The sequence below is a fragment of the Streptomyces sp. NBC_00080 genome, assembly GCF_045041255.1.
Taxonomy (GTDB): domain Bacteria; phylum Actinomycetota; class Actinomycetes; order Streptomycetales; family Streptomycetaceae; genus Streptomyces; species Streptomyces coriariae.
Genome location: NZ_CP108235.1, coordinates 2,998,201 through 3,016,449, shown reverse-complemented (window position 1 = coordinate 3,016,449; position 18,249 = coordinate 2,998,201). Strand labels below are relative to the sequence as shown.

Here is an 18,249-nt window from a genome sequence, read left to right as displayed (position 1 = left end):
AAGCCAAGTTGGTGGAACGCAGGTCATGTTCATGGTGCGGGACACATCGGACGGCCGGCTCTCATCGACCGTTCACGATTTTGAGCACATGTGACCTGCATCACATTGCTCTCAAGCGGCCGCGGCCTGCGCCTCCCGCACGAGCCGCAGATACCGGTCCCAGTCCCAGTGCTCGCCCGGGTCGGTGTGATCCGTGCCCGGCACCTCCACGTGCCCGATGATGTGCTCGCGGTCGACGGCTATGTCGTACCGCCGACAGATCGCGGCGGTCAGCCGGGCGGAGGCGGCGTACATCGCGTCCGTGAAGTCCTTCGGCCGGTCCACGAAGCCCTCGTGCTCGATGCCGACACTGCGCTCGTTGTACGCGCGGTTGCCCGCGTGGTAGGCCACGTCCAGTTCCCGGATCATCTGCGTGACGTGGCCGTCCTTGCCGACGATGTAGTGCGCGGCCGCCCGGTGCCCCGGGTCCTCGAACGCCTTCACCGCGCTGTCGAGATCGCCCTGCGTGACATGGATGACGACCATGTCGATCCCGTAGTCGTCCGGCCGGTCCGCCCAGCGGAAGTTCGCCTCCGACGCCGCCACCCACCGGGCGCCCCGGAAGTCCACGGCGCCCTCCACCCGCTGCCTGCGCACGCCCGGCAGCCGCCAGTACAGCCGCGCCAGTTCGTCACGCGCCAGCACGCCCGTGCCGACGGCGGCCGCCGCCCCGCCGATCAGCAGGGCGCGCCGCCCGATCCGCCGGTCGGAGTCGCTCTTCCCGTCCCCCATGTCCGTGCCCTTCTTCGCCCCTTGTGATCGTCAACGGATACTCGCGGGCTCCGGTTCCCGGGGACCCGTACCCTGGAAGGGTTATGACTGAGACCTCGCAGCGCTCCCGCCCCCTTCGCGTACTCGCCGCCATGTCCGGCGGGGTCGACTCCGCCGTCGCCGCCGCCCGCGCAGCCGAAGCCGGCCACGACGTGACCGGCGTCCACCTCGCGCTCTCCGCGAACCCGCAGTCGTTCCGCACGGGCGCGCGAGGCTGTTGCACCATCGAGGATTCCCGCGACGCCCGCCGCGCGGCCGACGTCATCGGCATCCCGTTCTACGTCTGGGACCTCGCGGACCGCTTCCGTGAGGACGTCGTCGACGACTTCGTCGCCGAGTACGAGGCCGGCCGCACCCCCAACCCGTGTCTGCGCTGCAACGAGAAGATCAAGTTCGCCGCGCTGCTGGACAAGGCGCTGGCGCTGGGCTTCGACGCGGTGTGCACCGGCCACTACGCGAAGGTCCTCGTCGACGAGGACGGCACGCGCGAGCTGCACCGCGCCTCCGACATGGCCAAGGACCAGTCGTACGTCCTCGGCGTCCTCGACGACCGGCAGCTCGCCCACGCGCTCTTCCCCCTCGGCGACACGGTGACCACGAAGGACGAGATCCGCGCGGAGGCCGAGCGCAGGGGCCTGGCGGTCGCCAAGAAGCCCGACTCCCACGACATCTGCTTCATCGCCGACGGCGACACCCAGGGCTTCCTCGCGAACCGGCTGGGCCGGGCGGAGGGAGACATCGTCGACGAGTCCGGCGCCAAGGTCGGCACCCACGAGGGCGCGTACGGCTTCACCATCGGCCAGCGCAAGGGCCTGCGCATCGGCACCCCGGCCGCCGACGGCAAGCCGCGCTACGTCCTCGACATCTCCCCGGTGAACAACACGGTGACGGTCGGCCCGGCCGCATCCCTGGACGTCGCCGCCCTGACCGCGATCAGGCCCCGCTGGTGCGGCGCCGCCCCGACCGGCCCCGGCACCTACACGGCCCAGCTGCGCGCCCACGGCGGCGAGACCGAGGTGCGGGCCGAACTCGTCGACGGCTCCCTCGAGGTCACCTTCACGGAGCCCGTCCGGGGCGTGGCCCCCGGCCAGGCGATCGTGCTGTACGACGACACGCGCGTGGTGGGCTCGGCGACGATCGCGGCCACCGTGCGGGCGACGGCCGGGGTGTCCTGACCGTCAGTCGCGCGACCCGAGGAACTCCGCCAGCACCGGCGCGAGGACGGCCGGGTCCACCATGTGGGTCTGGCCCTCGAGCACGCGGTAGGTGCCGTCCGCGACCGCGTCCGCGACGGCGCGCGTCGCCTCGCGCAACCACGGGGGACTGGCCTCGCCCGCGGCGGCGAGCACCGGGACCGCGATCGAGGCCAGCCGCTCGCGGGGCGGCGCACCGCCGCCCATGACGGCGTCGTCGTGGGCGAGGGTCGGCGCGATGGCCTCCATCCCCGCCCACATCGGTGACTGCCGGGCGCCCCGGATCATCTCCTCGGCCAGCCCCGTCAGCCGCAGGAACAGCTCGACCGCGTCCCCGCGCCGCCCCTGCGCGAGCGCCTCGGTGAGGTTCGCCGTGTAGGCGGCGCGTCCCTGCACGCCCTCCTCGTCCAGGGCGTACGGCGTCTCGTACACGGCCACCCGCCGCACCGGCAGTCCGGCGGCCGCCGCCTCCAGCACCAGCGCGCCGCCCGAGGAGATGCCGTAGAGCGCCGCCTCGCCGTCCGCCGCGTCGATGAGGGCCGCCAGGTCCTCGATCTCGCGTTCCACCGCGTACGGTGCCGTGTCGCCGCTCTGGCCGCGGCCCCTGCGGTCGTACCGGAGGACGGTGCAGCGGTCCGCGAGCAGGCCGGCCAGGGGCGCCATGGTGCCGCCCGTGGACATCGCCCCGCTCACCAGGATGACCGCGGGCCCCTCGCCGGCGCGTGTGTACGCGAGTTCGGTGCCGTCGCGCGAAATGGTCTTCTTGTCCATGCCCATGCAGACTGCCGCACGGCACGGCGGTCATCGGCCTACGACACCTCCGCTTGCGGCACTTCCGCCTCCGAGACCTCCACTTCGTAGAAGCACAGGTGGTTCTTGATCTCGGCGACGTCGGGCTTGGGGTCGGGATAGCCCCAGACGAGGTCCGCCGCGTCCGGCAGCGACCAGTAGGAGGCCGTTCCCTTGAAGGGGCAGTACGTGTGGGTGTCGGAGGGGGTCAGCAGGTCGAGCCGTACGTCCTCGGCGGGGATGTAGTACCGCACCGGACAGCCGGTCTCGCGCAGGGCGAGCGCCCGGTCGGTCTCGGCCAGCACGTGGCCTCCGTGGACGACCCTGATGTGCCGGTCGCCCCGCTCGATGGTGATCGTGTGTCCTCGGGTCATGCCGGAACAGCGCCCGCGGGCCGCCGGTTCTTCCCGCGTACGGTGGCCGCATGCGTATCTGCGTCTTCCTCTCCGCCGCCGATCTCGACGACCGCTACACCCGCCCCGCGCGCGAGTTCGCCGAACTCCTCGGCAAGGGCGGCCACACCCTCGTGTGGGGCGGCTCGGACACCGGCCTGATGAAGGTGGTCGCTGACGGTGTGCAGGAGGCCGGCGGCCGGCTGTGCGGGGTGTCGGTGGACTTCCTCGCCGCCAAGGCGCGGGCCGGGGCCGACGAGATGGTCGTCGCGCGCGACCTCGCCGAACGCAAGCGGCTCCTCCTGCAGAAGTCCGACGCCGTCGTGATCATGGTCGGCGGGACCGGGACGCTGGACGAGGCGACCGAGATACTGGAACTGAAGAAGCACGGACACACCGACAAGCCGGTCGTGCTGCTCAACACGGCGGGCTTCTACGACGGCCTCAAGGAGCAGTTCCGGCGCATGGAGGACGAGGGGTTCCTGCCCCGGCCCCTCACCGACCTGGTGTTCTTCGCGGAGGAGCCGGTCGGCGCCCTCGCATACCTGGAGGAGAGCCAGGGCGTCGAGTGACGTGCCGGTGATGCGAGCATGGCGGGCATGGCTACTCATGTGATCACCGGAGCCGGTTCCGGCATCGGCGCGGCCGTCGCCCGCCGCCTGCACGCGCGCGGGGACGAACTCGTGCTGCACGCGCGCGACGCGGGCCGCGCGAAGGAACTGGCGGCGGAGTTTCCCGGGGCCCGGACCCTGGTCGGCGACCTGGCCGAGCCCGCCAAGCTGAGCTGGGCCTTCTCCCACCAGACGCTGCCCGACCGGGTGGACTCCCTCCTCCACATCGCCGGCGTGGTCGACCTGGGGCCGGTCGGCGACCTGACCCCGAAGTCCTGGCGCCACCAGCTCGACGTCAACCTGATCGCCCCGGCCGAGCTGACCCGGCACTTCCTGCCCCAACTCCGGACCGCCCGGGGGCACGTGGTCTTCGTGAACTCCGGGGCGGGCCTGCGGGCGAGCGCCGACTGGTCCGCGTACGCCGCCTCCAAGCACGGCCTGAAGGCGCTGGCGGACGCCCTGCGCGCCGAGGAGCACGGCAACGGCGTCCGCGTCACCTCCGTCTACCCCGGCCGCACCGCGAGCCCCATGCAGGCCAAGGTCCACCAGCAGGAGGGCAAGGAGTACGACCCGGGGGAGTGGATCGATCCCGAGTCGGTCGCGACGACGATCCTGATGGCGATCGACCTGCCCCGGGACGCGGAGGTCAACGACCTGACGGTGCGTCCGGGGCGGTGAACCGCCCGCGGGGGCGAGACCGCCCTCGCGCGTACGTAGGCTTCACCCCGTGAACGCACACTTCAGTTTCGGCCCCGCCACCGGTGTCGGCTCCCTGCCCGGCGGTGACGCCCGCGAGGCCGCCAGGACGGCCACCGGGTCCTTCGAGGACTTCCCGTTTCTCGCCGAGCTGCCGGCCCGCGGCCCGGGTGCCGACATGATCGGCCGCACCGCCGGGATGCTCGTCGAGCTGTTCGCGCGCGTGGAGCCCAGCGGCTGGCGGATCGGCGACCGGCCGGGCCGGGACACCAAGCGGGCCCGGTCCTGGCTGGGGGAGGACCTCGACGCGCTGGAGGAGTTCACCCAGGGCTACGAAGGCCAGGTGAAGGTGCAGGCCGTCGGGCCCTGGACCCTCGCCGCCGCGCTGGAGCTGAAGAACGGCCAGTCGGTGCTCTCCGACCACGGTGCCCGGCGCGATCTCGCCGGCTCCCTCGCCGAGGGGCTGCGCCTGCATCTCGACGAGGTGCGCCGCCGTCTGCCCGGCGCGCAGATCGTGCTCCAGCTCGACGAACCCTCCCTGACCGCCGTCCTGCGCGGCCAGGTGAAGACGGCCAGCGGCTACCACACCCACCGCGCCGTCGACCGGCAGGTCGTGGAGGCCACCCTCCGTGAGGTCGTCGGGGTGCACGGCGACGGCCCCGTCGTGGTCCACTCCTGCGCCCCGGACGTCCCGTTCGCCCTGCTGCGCCGGGCCGGCGCGGCGGCGGTCTCGTTCGACTTCTCGCTGCTCACCGAGCGTGACGACGACGCGATCGGCGAGGCGGTCGAAGGGGGGACCCGGCTGTTCGCCGGTGTCGTGCCGGGCGTGGACGCCCCATTGTCGGACCCTGCCGGTAGCGTCATGGGTGTCAGGACGCTGTGGCGCAGGCTGGGGCTGCGACCGGGGCTGCTCTCCGAGGCGGTCACGCTCACGCCGTCGTGCGGCCTCGCGGGAGCTTCCCCCGCGTACGCGCGCGAGGCCCTCGCGCACTGCGTCCGGGCGGCGAGATCCCTCGCGGACAACCCAGAGTAACGGGAGGACGACACGGTGGCCGGCGACAGGCAAGCGGAGACGACGGTGCCCAGCGAGGCACGGGAGAAGCACGCGCAGCTGGCTGAGCAGATCGAGGAGCACCGCTTCCGGTACTACGTGAAGGACGCTCCCGTCATCAGCGACGCGGAGTTCGACCGGCTCCTGCGCGCCCTGGAGGAACTGGAGCAGGAGTACGCCGAGCTGCGGACGCCCGACTCGCCGACCCAGAAGGTCGCCGGCGCGTACGCGACGGAGTTCACGGCCGTCCAGCACCGCGAGCGGATGCTCTCGCTCGACAACGCCTTCGACGACCTGGAGCTCGCCGCGTGGGCCGAGCGCGTCCACAAGGACGTGGGCAGCTCCGCGTACCACTTCCTGTGCGAGCTCAAGGTCGACGGCCTCGCCGTCAACCTCACCTACGAGAACGGCCGTCTCACGCGCGCGGCGACCCGGGGCGACGGTCGCACGGGCGAGGACATCACGCCCAACGTGCGCACCATCGCGGAGATCCCCGACCGCCTCACCGGTGACGGGGTCCCGTCCCTGGTGGAGATCCGGGGCGAGGTCTACTTCCCGATGGAGAAGTTCGAGGAGCTGAACGCCCGTCTGGTCGAGGCGGGCGACAAGCCCTTCGCCAACCCGCGCAACGCGGCCGCCGGTTCACTGCGCCAGAAGGACCCGCGCGTCACCGCCTCGCGTCCGCTGCACATGGTCGTGCACGGCATCGGCGCCCTGGAGGGCTACGAGGGACTGACCCGCCTCTCCGAGGCCTATGACCTCCTCGAGACCTGGGGTCTGCCCACCTCCCCGCACAACAAGGTGGTCGGCGACCTCGACGGCGTACGGGCGTTCATCGCGTACTACGGCGAGAACCGGCACTCGGTGGAGCACGAGATCGACGGCGTGGTCGTCAAGCTCGACGAGATCCGCCTGCAGGGGCGGCTCGGTTCCACGGCCCGTGCCCCCCGGTGGGCGATCGCGTACAAGTACGCGCCGGAGGAGGTCAACACCAAGCTCGTCAACATCCGCGTGGGTGTCGGCCGTACCGGCCGCGTGACGCCGTACGCCCAGGTCGAGCCGGTCACGGTGGCGGGATCGGAGGTCGAGTTCGCCACCCTGCACAACCAGGAGGTCGTCAAGGCCAAGGGCGTCCTGATCGGTGACACCGTGGTGCTGCGCAAGGCCGGTGACGTCATCCCGGAGATCCTCGGCCCGGTCGCCGACCTGCGCGACGGCAGCGAGCGCGAGTTCGTGATGCCGTCCGAGTGCCCGGAATGCGGGGCGGCGCTGCGGCCGATGAAGGAGGGCGACATCGACCTGCGGTGCCCCAACGCCCGCACCTGTCCTGCCCAGTTGCGCGAGCGGGTGTTCTACCTGGCGGGCCGCAGGGCGCTGGACATCGACCACTTCGGTTACGTCGCCGCGGCCGCCCTCACCCATCCGCTGGAGCCGGCCGATCCGCCGCTGCGGGACGAGGGCGACCTCTTCGATCTCACCATCGACCGGCTGCTGCCCATCAAGGCGTACGTCCTCGACCAGGACAGCGGCCTGCCCAAGCGGGACCCGAAGACGGGCGAGGAGAAGATCGCCACGGTCTTCGCCAACCAGCAGGGCGAGCCGAAGAAGAACGCGCTCGCCATGCTGGAGACCATCGCGGCCGCCAAGGAACGCCCGCTGGCGCGCATCCTCACCGGCCTGTCGATCCGGCACGTCGGACCGGTCGCGGCCGAGGCGCTGGCCCGCGAGTTCCGCTCGATCGAGCGGATCGAGCAGGCCTCGGAGGAGGAGCTGGCGGCCACCGACGGGGTGGGCGCCATCATCGCGGCCTCGCTCAAGGAGTGGTTCGCCGAGGAGTGGCACCAGGAGATCCTGCGCAAGTGGCGGGCCGCCGGCGTCCGCATGGAGGAGGAGGGCTCCGGGGAGGACGAGGGACCGCGTCCCCTCGAAGGGCTGACGGTCGTCGTCACCGGCACCCTCGAGCACTTCACCCGGGACGGCGCCAAGGACGCCCTGCAGAACCAAGGGGCGAAAGTGACCGGTTCGGTTTCGAAGAAGACATCTTTCGTCGTTGTGGGTGACAATCCGGGATCGAAGTACGACAAGGCGATGCAGCTGAAGGTGCCGGTTCTGAACGAGGACGGCTTCACCGTCCTGCTGGAACAGGGACCCGAGGCGGCGGCCGAAGTGGCCCTTCCGACCGAGGAGTAGCGACGAGTGGCGGTTGAAGGTCACCCGATCGGCGCATACCAGATGCATACGGGTGGCCGGGGCGCATTCGGGCAACCGTCGACGACCGCTGCCCGTGGAAGCCTTCTGCGGCCTACTGTTGAGACGTGCGCCTGCCGTGCCCAGCTGCGGTCGGGGCACCTCCGTGCTCCTGGTGAGCAGGGGGAAGGGTTCTCCAACGCGGCGCCGCCCGAGGTTGTCGGGCAACGGGCCGCGTGGCGTGGGCACCGCCGGCTGTGAGAGGGACGGGAATGGAACCGACCGAGAGCGCCGCCCCGGACGAACGGCTGCGCCGACGCCGGGTCGCCGGCGTCTGGTGGGGGAGCTGGCGGACGGCGCGCTCCGAGCGGCCTCGGGGCGTGGAGGCCTATGTGCCGCACACCGCGCCGTACACGACGCCGCCTTCCGGTCCGGACCTCCGCGTCACCTCCGCCCCGCATCCCGGGATGCCCGACACCGAGGCCGACCGGCACCTGTCCTGGCCCGCGCTGCCCGCCTCGGTCGTCTCCGGCGCCGCCTTCGCCCTCGGCGCCGGCTTCTACCGCGCCTTCACCGGCCACCACGCGCTGTTCCCGTCCGGCACGGCCGGCTGGGCCCTGGCCGTGCTGGCCGGCGTCATCGTCGGCCATCTGGTCCTGCTCGGCCGCGCCCGCTGGTGGGGCGGCACCGGCTCCGGCGCCGCGCTCACCCTCGCCGTCCTGCTGCTGTACGGCTGGGTGGCGGCCGGACTGGTCAGCCTCACCGTCGTCGTCCTGGTCGGCATAGCCCGGCGCCACCGCTGGCGGCAGGGCATCCTGCACGGCGCGGTGGACATCCTCGGCATCGGCGCGGGCGCGCTGCTGCTGGCCGCCTGCGGACCGATACCGTCCGTGGAGCGGCCCTGGACCCCCGACAGCTGGACGGTCTACACCGGCCCCCAGGTGGTCCTGGTGGCCGTCGCCTATCTCGCGGTCACCCGTGTTCTCCTCTGGTACCTGCACGCCCCGCGCTCCGGCGGACTGCCCACCGTCGCCCGCACGGCCCTGGTCAGGCAGGGCCTGGTCGCCGTCGCCCTGCTGGGCATCGCGCCCCTGATCTGCGTGGTGGCCGTGGCCAAGCCGATCCTGCTGCCGCTGTTCGCCATCCCGCTCATCGCCCTCGACTCCACCCTGTGGATAGCCCGCGCCCGCGCCGAGGAGCAGCTGCGTGACCCGCTGACCGGGCTGCCCAACCGCCAGTGGCTGCTGGAGCGCATCTGGACCGCCCTGGACGACGCGGAGCGCATCGGCGCCCGCGCCGCCCTGATGCTGATCGACCTCGACCGCTTCCGCTCGGTCAACGACACCCTCGGTCATCTCGCCGGTGACCGGCTGCTGCTCCAGATAGCCGAGCGGCTGAAGCTCGCCCTGCCCCGCGGGGCGGAGGTCGCGCGGCTCGGCGGGGACGAGTTCGCCGTCTTACTGCCCGTCGCCGACTCGACGACCTCGGCGTCACGGATCGCCCGCGGGCTGGTCTCCGACCTCGGCTCGCCGCTCGACCTCGACGGCCTCACCCTCGTCCTGGAGGCCAGCGCCGGCGTCGCCGTCTTCCCCGACCACGCCCTCGACGCGGAGGGCATGCTGCGCCGGGCCGACGTGGCGATGTACCAGGCCAAGCGGGACCGTACGGGCGTCGAGGTGTACGAGTCCAAGCGCGACTCCAACACTCCCGACCGGCTCGGGCTGCTGGGCGACCTGCGGCGGGCGCTGGACGCGCACGAGGTCGAGCTGCACTACCAGCCGAAGGTCCGCTTCGACGGACAGGTGGCGGGGCTGGAGGCGCTGGTCCGCTGGGTGCACCCGGAGCGCGGGAAGGTACCGCCGGACGAGTTCATAGCGATCGCCGAGTCGTCCGGGCTGATGCCCCTTCTGACGGAGTACGTGCTGGAGACGGCGCTCGGCCAGGTCGCGCGGTGGCGGGCCCAGGGACTGTACGTGCCGGTCGCGGTCAACGTCTCCCCCCGCGACGTGCACACCCCGGGTTTCGCCGGCTCCGTCGCGGCCCGGCTGGCCCGGCACGGAGTGCCCGCGGGAGCGCTCCAACTGGAGATAACCGAGCACGTCCTGCTGGAGGACCCGCAGCGTGCCGCCGACACCCTCAACGCGCTGACCGGGCACGGCGTGAAGATGTCGCTGGACGACTTCGGAACGGGCTATTCCTCCCTGGTGCACCTGCGCCGGCTCCCCGTGAGCGAGCTGAAGATCGACCGTTCCTTCGTGGCCCGGCTGGCCGTCGACACCGAGGACGCCGAGATCGTGCGCTGCACGGTCGACCTCGCCCATTCGCTGGGGCTGCTGGTGGTGGCCGAGGGCGTCGAGGACGACGAGACCTGGGAGCGCCTGCGTGACCTGGGCTGCGACGCCGTCCAGGGCTGGCTGGTGGCCGCGGCGATGCCCCCGGAGGAGACGACGGCCTGGCTGCGGGCCCGTGGCTCACGCGGCTGGCAGCGCCCCGCGGCGGCCCTCCCGGCAGCCGCGTCCGACGAGTAGCCGGCCCCTCCGCCCGCGCGTCACCGGGGAGGCGAGCCGAACCGTTTCACGGGTATGCCGCCCCGCACCCTAGGATTGGGCCAAACCACACACTCACTCACTCCACCCCAGAGGAACGCTGCATGCCTGGCATCACGCGCGAGGAGGTCGCCCACCTCGCCCGGCTGGCGCGTCTGGAGCTGAAGCCCGAAGAGCTCGAACACTTCGCGGGACAGCTGGACGACATCATCGGCGCGGTCGCCCGCGTCAGCGAGGTCGCCGACCAAGACGTACCGCCGACCTCGCACCCGCTCCCGCTGACGAACGTCATGCGGGCGGACGAGGTCCGTCCGTCGCTCACCCCCGAGCAGGCGCTCTCCGGCGCCCCGGCCCAGGAGCAGCAGCGTTTCAAGGTGCCGCAGATCCTGGGGGAGGACTAACCGCCATGACGGACAACGTCAACATCATCAAGCTCACGGCCGCCGAGACCGCCGCGAAGATCGCCTCCGGCGAGCTCACGGCCGTCCAGGTCACCGAGGCGCACCTGGCGCGCATCGAGGCCGTCGACGAGAAGGTCCACGCCTTCCTGCACGTCGACCGTGCGGGCGCGCTGGCCCAGGCGCGCGCCGTCGACGAGAAGCGGGAGCGGGGCGAGAAGCTCGGCCCGCTGGCCGGCGTCCCGCTCGCGCTCAAGGACATCTTCACCACCGAGGGCATCCCGACGACCGTCGGTTCGAAGATCCTCGAAGGCTGGATCCCGCCGTACGACGCGACGCTCACCAAGCGGCTGAAGGCCGCCGACGTCGTCATCCTCGGCAAGACCAACATGGACGAGTTCGCCATGGGGTCGAGCACCGAGAACAGCGCCTACGGGCCGACCGGCAACCCCTGGGACCTCACCAAGATCCCCGGCGGCTCCGGTGGCGGTTCCTCCGCGGCGCTCGCCTCCTTCCAGGCACCCCTGGCCATCGGCACCGACACCGGCGGCTCCATCCGCCAGCCGGCCTCCGTCACCGGCACGGTCGGCGTGAAGCCGACGTACGGCGCGGTCTCGCGGTACGGCATGGTCGCCTTCTCGTCCTCCCTCGACCAGGGCGGCCCCTGCGCCCGTACGGTCCTGGACGCGGCGCTGCTGCACGAGGTCATCGCCGGGCACGACCCGCTGGACTCCACGTCCATCGACGCGCCCGTCCCGCCGGTCGTCGAGGCCGCCCGCAACGGCAGCGTCGAAGGCATGCGCGTCGGTGTCGTGAAGCAGTTCCGCGGCGAGGGCTACCAGGCCGGCGTCATCCAGCGGTTCGACGAGTCCGTCGCGCTGCTGAAGGAGCTGGGCGCCGAGATCGTCGAGCTGGACTGCCCGTCCTTCGACCTCGCCCTGTCGGCGTACTACCTGATCGCGCCGTCCGAGTGCTCGTCCAACCTCGCCCGCTTCGACGGCCTGCGCTACGGCCTGCGGACCGGCGACGACGGCAGCCACTCGGCGGAGGAGGTCACCTCCCTCACCCGTGAGGCGGGCTTCGGCCCCGAGGTCAAGCGCCGCATCATGCTCGGCACGTACGCCCTGAGCTCGGGCTACTACGACGCGTACTACGGCTCGGCGCAGAAGGTCCGCACGCTCATCACGCGGGACTTCGAGAAGGCCTTCGAGCAGGTCGACGTGATCGTGTCGCCCACGACGCCGACCACCGCCTTCGCGATCGGCGAGCGCGCCGACGACCCGATGGCGATGTACCTGGCCGACCTGTGCACCATCCCGACCAACCTCGCGGGCAACGCGGCCATGTCGCTGCCCTGCGGTCTCGCCCCGGAGGACAACCTCCCGGTCGGTCTCCAGATCATCGCCCCGGCGCTGAAGGACGACCGGCTGTACAAGGTCGGCGCCGCCGTCGAGGCCGCCTTCGTGGAAAGGTGGGGTCACCCGCTTCTCGAGGAGGCTCCGTCGCTGTGAGCGCACTGAACAAGGCCAAGGGCTTCAAGAAGTCCAAGTCCGGTACGTACCTGTCCATCGCCGGGACCGCGTTCGGCGCGTTCGGCGTCGCCAAGCGGCTGAAGAAGGCCCGCGCCGAGAAGGACACCCTGGTCCTGATCGACGCCACCGTGTCCGCCGTCGCCATCGTCACCGGCCTCGCCATCCTCTACCGCGAGCTGAAGCGGCTGGGCGACGACGACGTCCTGCTGGGCTGAGAGGGAAGTTTCACCGTGACCACCACGACCGACCTGGTGTCGTACGAGGACGCGCTGGCGTCGTACGACCCCGTCATGGGCCTCGAGGTCCATGTCGAACTCGGCACCAAGACGAAGATGTTCTGCGGGTGCTCGACCGAGCTGGGCGCCGAGCCCAACTCGCAGACGTGCCCCACCTGCCTCGGCATGCCCGGCGCGCTTCCGGTCGTCAACGCGATCGGCATCGAGTCCGCGATCAAGATCGGTCTCGCGCTGAACTGCGAGATCGCCGAGTGGTGCCGCTTCGCCCGGAAGAACTACTTCTATCCGGACATGCCGAAGAACTTCCAGACCTCCCAGTACGACGAGCCGATCGCCTTCGACGGCTACCTCGACGTACAGCTGGAGGACGGCGAGACCTTCCGGGTGCAGATCGAGCGCGCCCACATGGAGGAGGACACCGGCAAGTCGCTGCACGTCGGCGGCGCCACCGGCCGTATCCACGGCGCGTCCCACTCCCTGCTGGACTACAACCGCGCGGGCATCCCGCTCATCGAGATCGTCACCAAGCCGATCGAGGGAGCGGGCGCGCGTGCCCCCGAGGTCGCGCGGGCGTACGTCCGTGAGCTGCGCGAGCTCATCAGGGCGCTCGGTGTCTCCGAGGCCCGTATGGAGCAGGGCCAGATGCGCTGCGACGTGAACCTGTCGCTGCGCCCGCACGGCCGGGAGAAGTTCGGCACCCGGTCCGAGACGAAGAACGTGAACTCGCTGCGGTCCGTGGAGCGCGCGGCCCGTTTCGAGATCCAGCGGCACGCCGCGGTGCTCGACGGCGGCGGCACGATCATCCAGGAGACCCGCCACTTCCACGAGGACACCGGGTCGACGACCTCGGGCCGCGTGAAGGAGGAGGCCGAGGACTACCGGTACTTCCCGGAGCCCGACCTGGTGCCGATCGCCCCGTCCCGCGAGTGGGTCGAGGAGATCCGGGGCGGTCTGCCGGAGCTGCCGCTGGCGCGCCGCAACCGGCTGCTCGCCGAGTGGGGCATCTCCGCCAACGACATGCAGTCGATCCTGAACGCCGGCGCGCTGGACCTGATCATCGCCTCCATCGACGCCGGCGCCGACGCTGCCTCCGCCCGCAAGTGGTGGATGGGTGAACTGGCGCGCAGCGCCAACGAGTCGGGCGTCCCGATCGACGCGCTGGCGATCACGCCGGAGCAGGTCGCCCGGGTCACCGAGCTGGTGAGCAAGGGCGATCTGAACGACAAGCTGGCCCGTCAGGTCATCGAGGGCGTCCTCGCGGGCGAGGGCACCCCGGACGAGGTCGTCGACAAGCGCGGTCTGAAGGTCGTCTCCGACGAGGGCGCGCTCACCACCGCCGTCGAGGAGGCCATCGCCGGCAACCCGGGCATCGCCGACAAGATCCGCGGCGGCAAGGTGGCCGCGGTCGGCGCCCTGGTCGGCGCGGTGATGAAGGCCACGCGCGGGCAGGCCGACGCGGCCCGTGTCAAGGAGCTGATCCTGGAGAAGCTGGGCGTCAGCGAGGGCTGAGCCCGCCGTTCTCCTCGCGCCCGGGGGGAGTGCGCCGCACCGGTGCATTTCCCCCGGGCGTCTCTCTTCTCGGCTCGACGCGCTACGCTCGCCCGCCATGAGGGCACGAACCGACTCCGACACGCAGGACGACATACACGACGGCCCGCAGGCCGAAACGACCGGAACGACCGAAGCCGCGGACGTGGCCGAACCGGACGACGACGCCGACGCGGACGAGGAACACGGCACCGAGGACGCCAGGCGGGCCCGCTGGACCGCGATCGGCACCGGAGCGCTGCTCACCCTCGCCGGACTCGCCGCGTCCCTCCTGCGCCTCACCGGCTCCGCCCCCGCCTTCGTCCCGGCGGCCTACGCCCTCGGCGCCGCCGTCTGTGCCCTCGCCGCCCTCCTGGGATCCCGCGGCCGTACCCGGCGCGCGCTGTGGCTGCTGATCGCCGGGGTGATGGTGATGGCCATCGGCGACCAGGCCGACTGACACGTGCCGTACTGACACGCGCCCGACGAGGCCTGACACAGCGGCCGTTATTGTCCTGTGATCTGCCTCCCACTCCTGTGAAAAGCCCCACGAAAACGGCAAACGATCACATTCGCCTGTAAGAGTGGCCTCGCATCGCTCATACGTTCTTTGCGGGCTGTTCAGGTCAGGCGCGACTGTTCCCGGTCAAAGATCCACAATTCACCCTCCGGGAGCACGTCAAGTGGCAGCCCTCGCACGCTGGTGTGTTCGCAACCGCCTCATGGCGGTGCTGATCTGGCTCCTGGCTCTCGGCGGCACCGCGACGGCCGCGCTCGCCGCCGGCTCCGCGTACTCGAACGACTACGAGGTCCCCGGCACCGAGTCCGACCGCGCCACCCGGCTGCTCACGGAGGGCTTTTCGGACCTCGGCGGCGACAGCGACACCGTCGTCTGGCACACCGCCTCGGGCTCCGTCCGCGCCGCCGACGTCGAACAGAGCATGAACCGCGCGCTGGAGAAGATCGCCGACCTGCCCGGCGTGGCCTCCGTCGCCGGCCCCTACGACGACCAGGGCAGGGCGCGGATCAGCGCGGACGGGCACACGGCGTACGCCACCGTCACCTTCGAGGACCGCGCCGAGGACATCGACGAGTCCGAGGCACGGGCCGTCGTCGACGCCGCCGAAGCCGCCGAGGACGACGGCCTCCAGGTCGAGCTGGGCGGCTCCGCGATCGGCCTCACCGAGTCCTCCGGCGGGCATCTCGCCGAGGTCGTCGGCGTGGTCGTCGCCGCGGTCGTGCTGTTCCTCGCCTTCGGTTCGCTCGCCGCCTCCGCCCTGCCCATCGCCACCGCCCTGGTCGGCGTGGGCACCGCGTACGCGGGCATCGTGCTGCTCGGACACGCCATGACCGTCGCCGACTTCGCGCCCATGCTCGGCCTGCTCGTCGGGCTGGGCGTCGGCATCGACTACGCGCTGTTCATCGTGACCAGGCACCGGCGCGGACTGAAGCGGGGGCTCACGGTCCCCGAGGCCGCCGCGAGCGCCGTCGCCACCACCGGACGCGCGGTCGTCTTCGCGGGCGCCACGGTCTGCATAGCCCTGCTCGGCATGCTGATCCTGCGGCTGAGCTTCCTCAACGGGGTGGCGATCGCCGCCTCCCTGACCGTGGCCCTGACGGTCGCCGCCTCCGTGACGCTGCTGCCCGCCCTGCTGTCCTTCATCGGCATGCGCGCCCTCAGTCGCCGCGAACGCCGTCGACTCGCCGAACACGGACCCCAGCCGGAGCTGCCGACCGGGCTCGCCGCCCGCTGGTCGGCGTTCGTGGAACGCCGGCCCAAGCTGCTCGGCGCGTTCGCCCTCGTCGTCATCGCCGTCCTCGCCGTGCCCACCTTCTCCCTCCGCCTGGGCACCTCCGACCAGGGCAACGCCCCCGAATCGGCCACCACCCGGCAGGCCTACGACCTCCTCGCCGAAGGCTTCGGCGCCGGTGTCAACGGCCCGCTGACCCTGGTGACCCGCGTCGGGGGCGCCGAGGACCGGCTCGCCCTCGACAACCTCGACACCGTCCTGCGCACCACCGAGGGCGTGGCCTCGGTGACACCGGTGACCTTCGGCTCCGGCGGCCGCGCCGCGTACCTCACCGTCGTCCCCGATTCCGCCCCGCAGTCGCGGCGCACCAGTGATCTCGTCGACCGGCTGCGCACCGAGGTGCTGCCCCGCGCCGAGACCGGCACCTCCCTCGACGTGCACGTCGGCGGGATGACGGCCGGCTACGACGACTTCGCGGACGTCATCGTCGGCAAGCTCCCGCTGTTCGTCGGCGTCGTCATCGGTCTGGGCTGTCTGCTGCTCCTGCTCGCGTTCCGGTCCGTCGGGATACCGCTCAAGGCCGCCGTGATGAACGTGGCCGCCGTCGCCGCCGCCTTCGGGATCGTCGTGGCCGTGTTCCAGTGGGGCTGGGGCAGCGATGCGCTGGGGCTCGGCCGCGCGGGGCCCGTCGAGCCCTTCCTTCCGGTGATCATGGTGTCGGTGCTGTTCGGTCTCTCCATGGACTACCAGGTCTTCCTGGTCAGCCGGATGTACGAGGAGTGGCTGGAGACCGGCGACAACCGGCGTGCCGTCCGGGTCGGCCTCGCGGAGACCAGCCGGGTGATCAACTCCGCCGCGGTCATCATGATCTCGGTCTTCCTCGCCTTCGTGCTCAGCGGCGACCGGGTGATCGCCATGTTCGGCATCGCCCTCGCCGCCGCCGTCGCCCTGGACGCCTTCGTCCTCCGGACGCTGCTGGTGCCCGCCCTCATGCACCTGCTGGGCAGCGCCAACTGGTGGCTGCCCCGCCGGCTCGACCGGCACCTGCCGCGGATCAGCATCGAGCCGCCCGAATGCCGTGCCGCCCATGAGAGGCTCACCGAGGTGGTTCACGGACTGGAGAAGGAGCGGCGGCCGGATGTACGCGATATCGCTGGGTGACGACGGGGCCGAGCTGCGCCCGCTGGAGCCCTGGCACGCGGAGGAGTTCCTGGCGCACCTGGAGCGCGGCAGGGAGTTCATCAACCAGTACGTCCCGTTCGGCTCGAAGGCCACCGACGTGGCCACCGCGCGGGAGACGCTCCAGAGGTACGCCGACATGCGCGCCGCCGACACCGGCTCGCTGCACGGACTGTGGCTGGACGGCACGCTCGTGGGCGGTGTGCTCTTCCTGAACTTCGACGCCGAGGACGCGAACTGCGAGGTCGGCTGCTGGCTGGAACCCGCCGGTACCGGGCGCGGTCTGGTCACCCGGGCCATGCGGGTGCTGATCGACTTCGCGGTGGAGCAGCGCGGGATCCAGCGGGTCGAATGGATCGCCTCCGCGGGCAACACCCCCAGCCTGGACGTGGCCCGGCGGCTGGGAATGACCCGCGACGGCGTCCGCCGGCAGTCGTACCCCTATCGTGGGGTGCGGCACGACCTCGAGGTGTGGTCCGTGCTCGCCCAGGAGTGGCGCGACGCACGCGCGCGCGGCGCTCACAACGATCATTAAGGGACCTCTCAGAGAGCGTCCGTACGGTGCGAGGTATGGGAACGAAGACTGTGGACGAGGCCGGCACGGAATCCGGCACCGAGGCGAAGCGCGACGAGGAGAAGGTGGACGTCACGAAGACCGAGGCGCCGGACGAAGCGACCGAGGCGGAGGCCGTCGAGGGCGCCGCCGCCGACGACACCGAGGACGGTGACGAGGTCCTCGCCGAGGAGGGCGCCGACAAGGCGGCGGGTTCCACCGGCGTCGGCCAGGGCGCCGGCGCCGTGGTCTCCGCCGCGCTCGGCCTCGTCTCTCTGACCGGTGGCTGGATCGGCACCATCGCCGCCCAGAAGGAGAGCCTGCTGAGCCAGATGCAGAACTCCTCCCAGACCTCGAGCGTCGCGACGCTGCTGAAGGAGGGCTACGGCGACGTTTGGAACGTTCAGGCCCTGTACAGCGGGACCTTCGCCCTCGTCGCCCTGCTCGTCGGCGTCTTCGTGCTGGTCCGGCCCGCCTTCGGGGCACCCGGCAAGCCGCAGGCCGCCTGGATCAAGTCGGTCTCCTGGGCGGGCGTCTCGCTCGGCGTCATCGGGCTGCTGATCGCCGTCCTCAAGTACACCGACGTGCTGGTCAGCCTGCCGTCGGCCAGCTGAATCACCGCAGGTCCCGAGGGGTCTTAGGCCCGCCGTAAGCACCTTACGGCGGTGCCTGAGGCCCCTCAGGCATGTCTAAGGCCCCCACGGCCCCCGAAGATGCGGAACTCTCCCGATGTGGCGGACCCCCCTGGGAGACGAAGGTTGAGGCATCGCAACAAGCGAAGCCGGAACAACCGACCTC

General features: G+C 71.5%; 17 protein-coding genes. 14 read left to right on the top strand and 3 right to left on the bottom strand.

Annotation, left to right across the window (positions count from 1 at the left end; all coding sequences use genetic code 11):
* Positions 1-111: 111 nt before the first annotated feature.
* Complete coding sequence (locus tag OHU34_RS13125; RefSeq protein ID WP_405766414.1) at positions 112-771, bottom strand: N-acetylmuramoyl-L-alanine amidase; 660 nt, start codon at positions 769-771, stop codon at positions 112-114.
* Between the two features lie 83 nt (positions 772-854).
* On the opposite strand from OHU34_RS13125, the gene mnmA reads away from it, so the two are divergent.
* A complete protein-coding gene (gene mnmA, locus OHU34_RS13120) occupies positions 855-1,985 on the top strand; it encodes a tRNA 2-thiouridine(34) synthase MnmA (protein WP_327185205.1) in 1,131 nt (376 codons plus the stop codon).
* A gap of 3 nt (positions 1,986-1,988) precedes the next feature.
* On the opposite strand, the gene OHU34_RS13115 is transcribed toward mnmA, so the two are convergent.
* A complete protein-coding gene (locus OHU34_RS13115) occupies positions 1,989-2,774 on the bottom strand; it encodes an alpha/beta fold hydrolase (RefSeq protein WP_230194581.1) in 786 nt (261 codons plus the stop codon).
* 38 nt (positions 2,775-2,812) lie between these two features.
* On the bottom strand, positions 2,813-3,166 hold the full coding sequence (locus OHU34_RS13110; protein WP_054239815.1) for a DUF427 domain-containing protein: 354 nt from the start codon (positions 3,164-3,166) through the stop codon (positions 2,813-2,815).
* A gap of 50 nt (positions 3,167-3,216) precedes the next feature.
* On the opposite strand from OHU34_RS13110, the gene OHU34_RS13105 reads away from it, so the two are divergent.
* The 13 genes from OHU34_RS13105 (at position 3,217) to OHU34_RS13045 (ending at position 18,065) form a co-directional block, all read left to right on the top strand.
* Positions 3,217-3,756: a TIGR00730 family Rossman fold protein gene (locus OHU34_RS13105; RefSeq protein ID WP_142266268.1), complete on the top strand. Its 540-nt coding sequence runs from the start codon at positions 3,217-3,219 to the stop codon at positions 3,754-3,756.
* 27 nt (positions 3,757-3,783) lie between these two features.
* The gene (locus tag OHU34_RS13100; protein WP_142266269.1) at positions 3,784-4,473 is read left to right on the top strand and encodes an SDR family oxidoreductase; all 690 of its coding nucleotides are present in this window, start codon (positions 3,784-3,786) and stop codon (positions 4,471-4,473) included.
* A gap of 49 nt (positions 4,474-4,522) precedes the next feature.
* Positions 4,523-5,524, top strand: coding sequence for a methionine synthase (locus tag OHU34_RS13095; RefSeq protein ID WP_142266270.1), 1,002 nt, complete (start codon positions 4,523-4,525; stop codon positions 5,522-5,524).
* Positions 5,525-5,539: 15 nt separating this feature from the next.
* On the top strand, positions 5,540-7,732 hold the full coding sequence (gene ligA / locus OHU34_RS13090; protein WP_142266271.1) for an NAD-dependent DNA ligase LigA: 2,193 nt from the start codon (positions 5,540-5,542) through the stop codon (positions 7,730-7,732).
* Positions 7,733-8,001: 269 nt separating this feature from the next.
* The gene (locus tag OHU34_RS13085) at positions 8,002-10,257 is read left to right on the top strand and encodes a bifunctional diguanylate cyclase/phosphodiesterase (protein ID WP_142266272.1); all 2,256 of its coding nucleotides are present in this window, start codon (positions 8,002-8,004) and stop codon (positions 10,255-10,257) included.
* Positions 10,258-10,379: 122 nt separating this feature from the next.
* A complete protein-coding gene (gene gatC / locus OHU34_RS13080) occupies positions 10,380-10,676 on the top strand; it encodes an Asp-tRNA(Asn)/Glu-tRNA(Gln) amidotransferase subunit GatC (protein ID WP_007384860.1) in 297 nt (98 codons plus the stop codon).
* A gap of 5 nt (positions 10,677-10,681) precedes the next feature.
* Entirely contained in the window at positions 10,682-12,184 is a 1,503-nt protein-coding gene (gene gatA / locus OHU34_RS13075; RefSeq protein ID WP_142266273.1) for an Asp-tRNA(Asn)/Glu-tRNA(Gln) amidotransferase subunit GatA, read from the top strand.
* Positions 12,181-12,420, top strand: a complete 240-nt coding sequence (locus OHU34_RS13070) for a hypothetical protein (protein ID WP_020131415.1) — start codon at positions 12,181-12,183, stop codon at positions 12,418-12,420. Before gatA ends, OHU34_RS13070 begins: the two co-directional genes overlap by 4 nt.
* Positions 12,421-12,435: 15 nt before the next feature.
* Complete coding sequence (gene gatB / locus OHU34_RS13065) at positions 12,436-13,950, top strand: Asp-tRNA(Asn)/Glu-tRNA(Gln) amidotransferase subunit GatB (protein WP_142266274.1); 1,515 nt, start codon at positions 12,436-12,438, stop codon at positions 13,948-13,950.
* Between the two features lie 97 nt (positions 13,951-14,047).
* Positions 14,048-14,428 carry a hypothetical protein gene (locus OHU34_RS13060; protein WP_405766407.1) on the top strand — a complete coding sequence of 127 codons (381 nt, stop codon included), beginning with the start codon at positions 14,048-14,050 and terminating at the stop codon, positions 14,426-14,428.
* 223 nt (positions 14,429-14,651) lie between these two features.
* Positions 14,652-16,880 carry an MMPL family transporter gene (locus OHU34_RS13055; RefSeq protein ID WP_405766405.1) on the top strand — a complete coding sequence of 743 codons (2,229 nt, stop codon included), beginning with the start codon at positions 14,652-14,654 and terminating at the stop codon, positions 16,878-16,880.
* Positions 16,858-17,433, top strand: a complete 576-nt coding sequence (locus tag OHU34_RS13050; RefSeq protein WP_057601581.1) for a GNAT family N-acetyltransferase — start codon at positions 16,858-16,860, stop codon at positions 17,431-17,433. Before OHU34_RS13055 ends, OHU34_RS13050 begins: the two co-directional genes overlap by 23 nt.
* A gap of 35 nt (positions 17,434-17,468) precedes the next feature.
* Complete coding sequence (locus OHU34_RS13045) at positions 17,469-18,065, top strand: hypothetical protein (RefSeq protein ID WP_142266277.1); 597 nt, start codon at positions 17,469-17,471, stop codon at positions 18,063-18,065.
* Positions 18,066-18,249: the final 184 nt, after the last annotated feature.

Excerpts from the sequence above, each read along its gene's own strand:
- OHU34_RS13125 (WP_405766414.1), bottom strand. The coding sequence starts at position 771 with ATGGGGGACGGGAAGAGCGACTCCGACCGGCGGATCGGGCGGCGCGCC.
- mnmA (WP_327185205.1), top strand. The coding sequence starts at position 855 with ATGACTGAGACCTCGCAGCGCTCCCGCCCCCTTCGCGTACTCGCCGCC.
- OHU34_RS13115 (WP_230194581.1), bottom strand. The coding sequence starts at position 2,774 with ATGGACAAGAAGACCATTTCGCGCGACGGCACCGAACTCGCGTACACA.
- OHU34_RS13110 (WP_054239815.1), bottom strand. The coding sequence starts at position 3,166 with ATGACCCGAGGACACACGATCACCATCGAGCGGGGCGACCGGCACATC.
- OHU34_RS13105 (WP_142266268.1), top strand. The coding sequence starts at position 3,217 with ATGCGTATCTGCGTCTTCCTCTCCGCCGCCGATCTCGACGACCGCTAC.
- OHU34_RS13100 (WP_142266269.1), top strand. The coding sequence starts at position 3,784 with ATGGCTACTCATGTGATCACCGGAGCCGGTTCCGGCATCGGCGCGGCC.
- OHU34_RS13085 (WP_142266272.1), top strand. The coding sequence starts at position 8,002 with ATGGAACCGACCGAGAGCGCCGCCCCGGACGAACGGCTGCGCCGACGC.
- gatC (WP_007384860.1), top strand. The coding sequence starts at position 10,380 with ATGCCTGGCATCACGCGCGAGGAGGTCGCCCACCTCGCCCGGCTGGCG.
- gatA (WP_142266273.1), top strand. The coding sequence starts at position 10,682 with ATGACGGACAACGTCAACATCATCAAGCTCACGGCCGCCGAGACCGCC.
- OHU34_RS13060 (WP_405766407.1), top strand. The coding sequence starts at position 14,048 with ATGAGGGCACGAACCGACTCCGACACGCAGGACGACATACACGACGGC.
- OHU34_RS13050 (WP_057601581.1), top strand. The coding sequence starts at position 16,858 with ATGTACGCGATATCGCTGGGTGACGACGGGGCCGAGCTGCGCCCGCTG.
- OHU34_RS13045 (WP_142266277.1), top strand. The coding sequence starts at position 17,469 with ATGGGAACGAAGACTGTGGACGAGGCCGGCACGGAATCCGGCACCGAG.